Raw genomic sequence first — 3,922 nt, forward strand, 5'->3', positions numbered from 1 at the left:
GCACGGTCGCCGACACGGCCGCGTTCATGGACACCCTCCTGCGTCCGGACCCCCGCGACTGGTCGGCGGTGCCGGCGCGCGCGACGACCCCCGGTCCGGGCGGGTACCTCGCCGCGGCCGTCGACGGCTCACGCGGGGACCGCCCACTCGAGGGACTGCGCGTCGCGTACAGCCCCGACCTCGGTTTCGGCACCACCGACCCGGAGGTCGAGCGGGAGGTCGGACGCGCGGTCGCCGTGCTGGAATCGCTGGGAGCGCGGGTCGAGACGGTCGACCCCGGGATCACCGATCCGGTCGACGCGTTCCACGTCCTGTGGTTCGCCGGTCTCGCCGCGGTCCTCGCGCCCCACGGGCCGGGCGCCGTCGACCACGTCGACCCGTCGATGCGCGAGGCGCTGGGCCGGTACCACGACTACTCCGCCGCCGACTATCTCGACGCCGTGGCGGTGCGGATGGCCCTGGGCGCGCGGATGGCCGACTTCCACCGTGCCCACGACATCCTCATCACGCCCACCACGCCGATCGCCGCCTTCGCCGCGGGATCGGACGTGCCGTCGGGCTGGCACAGTCCCGACTGGACGTCGTGGACGCCGTACACCTATCCGTTCAACATGACCCAGCAGCCGGCGCTGAGCGTCCCCTGCGGGACGACCGACGCGGGCCTCCCGGTGGGGCTGCAGGTGGTGGGTGCGCGGTTCGAGGACCGACTGGTGGTCCGGGTCGGTGCCGCACTCGAAGCCGCGCTCGGTCAGGTCGTGCCCACCCCGCGGGTCCACGCGGCGGAGCGGCCGGGGGACGGTCGGCCGTGATCGACTCGACCGCGGGACTGGAACCCGTCGTCCAGGAGTCGACGCCGTCCCTCATCGCGCGCGCTCTGCGGAGGGGCATCGCGGACGGCTCGCTGGCCCCCGGGACACAACTGGGCGAGGCCGCTCTCGCACGCTCGCTCGGCGTGAGTCGCGGCCCGCTGCGCGAGGCGATGCAGCGGCTCACCCAGGAGGGGTTGCTCGTCTCGCACCGCAATCGCGGACTGTTCGTCGCCGACCTGACGCCCGACGCCGTCGAGGACATGTACCTGCTGCGGACGACCATCGAGACCGGTGCTCTGGAGCGGGTGCTCGATCTGGGTCTGGGGGAGGCCACTGCCGACGCCCTCGACGCGGCCGTCGACGCCATGGCGGCGCTGGCCGACGAACCCCGGTCTGCGGCCATGGTGGCGGCGGATCTGGACTTCCACCACGCGCTGGTGGAGGCCGCGCGGAGCCCGCGGTTGTCGCGGGTGCACGAGACCGTGGTGGTGGAGACGAGTATGTGCCTCCACGCGATGCGCAGCACCTATACCGACGCCGCGTCCAGGCTCACGGAGCACCGCGCGATCGCGGACGCGGTGCGCTCGGGCGACCGACTCCGGGCCCGGACGTTGCTCGTCGACCACATGCGGGACGGGCTGGCCAGGGTCAGCGAGGGCGCGTAGCTCGGGGGACGGCGGTCAGGGCACGGAGCTCAGTGGCTCGACCCGAGGCCGTTCCGCAGTGCCCACGCCACGGCCTGCGGCCGGGTCGTCACCCCGATCTTGCGGTAGGCGTCCCGGATGTAGGACTTCACGGTGTTGATCGACAGGTAGCAGGCCGCGGTGATCTCCTCGTTCGACCGGCCCTGGGTGATGAGCGCCAACATCTCCGCCTCCCGGGGGGTCAGGCCCACACCGCCAGTGGGCCACGGCGCGGCCGGCCCGGAGTCCTCCCGGTCGATCACCGTGACGCGCTCACCGGCAGCGATGCGTTCGATACCGCTGACCAGCTCGTCCCCGATCAGGGACTTGGCGAGAAAACCCCGGGCCCCGGCCGCCAGCGCCTCGTCGACGGCCTTCGGATCGGTGATGAACGAGTAGACCGCCACCGCGCCGATCTGCGGGTCACGGGCGAGTTCGGCGCACCGCTGCTGCCACCCGGGGCCGGAGCCGAAGGTGTCGAACAGGGCGACGTCGACCGGCGTGGCGACGTCGGTCGCGTGATGGGTCGGCACCACGTGCACCCGGTCGGCGTACGGACCCAGCAGGGCCTCCACGCCGGCGACGACCAGCGAGTAGTCGTTGACCACCGAGACCCGGACCTTCATGAAGGGACATTAGCAGTTGTGACCCATCCCACCCCTGGGGGTGTGCCGAATCCCCCGGGGACATCGGAAGCTGGACCGGACGGCGAGGGGAACCATGATGCAGACAGCGATGACCAGACTCGACGATCGGTGGGCGTGGGCCGACTCCGGGATGTGCCGCGAGATCCCGGACCTCTTCTACAACTCGGAGGACGAGGCCAAGTCGACGCGGCGCCGCAAGGAGGCCGCCGCCAAGAAGCTCTGCGGGCAGTGTCCGGTCATCGACGCGTGCCGCCAGCACGCGATGGCCCAGCGTGAGCTGTACGGCGTCTGGGGCGGGATGACCGAGGCCGAGCGTCACCGCCGAGCCGGCCGCGTGCGCACCGGCTAGGGGAGCCAGCGGGTCGGCTCGGTTCGGGTCGGCTCAGCGCACGGGGATCGCGACCAACTTGGTCTCGACGAACTCTTCGATCCCGCTGAGCCCGCCCTCGCGCCCCAGCCCGGACTGCTTGATGCCGCCGAACGGGGCGGCCGGGTTGGACACCACGCCGACGTTGATGCCGACCATGCCGGCCTGGAGCCGCTCGGACATGGTCATGGCGCGGTCGAGGTTCTCGGTCATCACGTACGAGACCAGGCCGAACTCGGTGTCGTTGGCCAGTGTCACGGCCTCGTCGTCGGTGTCGAACGGTACGAGGGCGGCGACGGGGCCGAAGATCTCGGTCGACATCAGCTCGGCGTCCGGGGTGACACCGGTGAGCACGGTGGGCGGGTAGAAGTAGCCGGGGCCCTCCAGGCGCGAACCGCCGGTCAGCACCTCGGCCCCGCGCTCGACGGCGTCGTCGACCAGGTCCACGACCTTGGTGACGGCCTTCTCCTCGACCAGCGGGCCCACGTCGGTGCCCTCGGTGGTGCCGTCACCCACGGTCAGGGCGGACATCTTCTCGGTCAGGCGCCGACCGAACTCGTCGAGGACCGAGCGGTGCACGAGGATCCGGTTGGCCGACGTGCAGGCCTCGCCCATGTTGCGCATCTTGGCGGCCATCGCGGCGGCCACGGCGGTGTCCATGTCCGCGTCCTCGCAGACCACGAACGGCGCGTTGCCGCCGAGCTCCATGGAGGTGCGCAGCACCCCGCGCGCGCACTGCTCGAGGAGCGTGCGGCCGACGGGCGTGGATCCGGTGAAGGACAGCTTGCGGGCGATGCCGGAGTCGATCCACGGCTCCACCACGCCGCCGGCGTCGGTCGTGCACACCACGTTGAGGACGCCGTCGGGCAGCCCCGCCTCGCGCAGGAGGTCCACCACGTACAGCGAGGTCAGTGGCGTGAGGTTGGCGGGCTTGAAGACCATGGTGCAGCCGGCGGCGATGGCGGGTCCGATCTTGCGGGTGGCCATGGCCAGGGGGAAGTTCCACGGGGTGATGAGGATGCACGGTCCCACGGGCTCGTGGGTGACCATGAGCCGGGTCTTGCCGTCGGGGGAACGGCGGGCGTCGCCGCGGATGCGGCAGGCTTCTTCGGAGAACCAGCGGAAGAACTCGGCGCCGTAGGTCACCTCGCCCTTCGCCTCGGCCAGTGGCTTGCCCATCTCTGTGGTCATGAGCAGCGCCAGCTCGTCGGCGCGCTCGACGATTAGCTCATAGGCCCGGCGCAGGATCTCGGCCCGCTCGCGGGCGGGGACCGCCGCCCACGACGGCTGGGCGCGACCGGCGGCCTCGATCGCGGCGGCGGCATCACTGGCCCCGCCGTCGGCGATGGTCGCGATCGCCTCACCGGTCGCGGGGTTGACCACGTCGAACGTCGCGCTGGAGGCGGCGTCGCGCCA

The 3,922-nt window shown here is 71.9% G+C and carries 5 protein-coding genes; 3 read left to right on the top strand and 2 right to left on the bottom strand.

The annotated features are described in order from the left end of the window. Both G6024_RS12280 and G6024_RS12285 read left to right on the top strand, forming a co-directional pair. Positions 1-809 (top strand): amidase family protein (locus tag G6024_RS12280; protein ID WP_241728282.1); only part of this gene is annotated, 809 nt, incomplete at its 5' end. Beyond that, entirely contained in the window at positions 806-1,474 is a 669-nt protein-coding gene (locus G6024_RS12285; protein WP_069388851.1) for a GntR family transcriptional regulator, read from the top strand. The genes G6024_RS12280 and G6024_RS12285, both read left to right, overlap by 4 nt. A 29-nt stretch (positions 1,475-1,503) precedes the next feature. Here the strand turns inward: G6024_RS12285 and G6024_RS12290 are convergent, their stop codons facing one another. After that, on the bottom strand, positions 1,504-2,118 hold the full coding sequence (locus G6024_RS12290; protein ID WP_096906087.1) for a helix-turn-helix transcriptional regulator: 615 nt from the start codon (positions 2,116-2,118) through the stop codon (positions 1,504-1,506). Positions 2,119-2,227: 109 nt separating this feature from the next. Between G6024_RS12290 and G6024_RS12295 the strand changes: the two genes are divergently transcribed. Further along, positions 2,228-2,488: a WhiB family transcriptional regulator gene (locus G6024_RS12295; RefSeq protein ID WP_082923675.1), complete on the top strand. Its 261-nt coding sequence runs from the start codon at positions 2,228-2,230 to the stop codon at positions 2,486-2,488. A 33-nt stretch (positions 2,489-2,521) separates the two neighbouring features. Here G6024_RS12295 and G6024_RS12300 read toward each other — a convergent pair. Continuing rightward, positions 2,522-3,922: NAD-dependent succinate-semialdehyde dehydrogenase (locus G6024_RS12300; RefSeq protein ID WP_159148821.1), on the bottom strand; the 1,401-nt coding region annotated here is incomplete at its 5' end.

The sequence above is a fragment of the Dietzia maris genome (assembly GCF_014144855.1).
Taxonomy (GTDB): Bacteria; Actinomycetota; Actinomycetes; order Mycobacteriales; family Mycobacteriaceae; genus Dietzia; species Dietzia kunjamensis.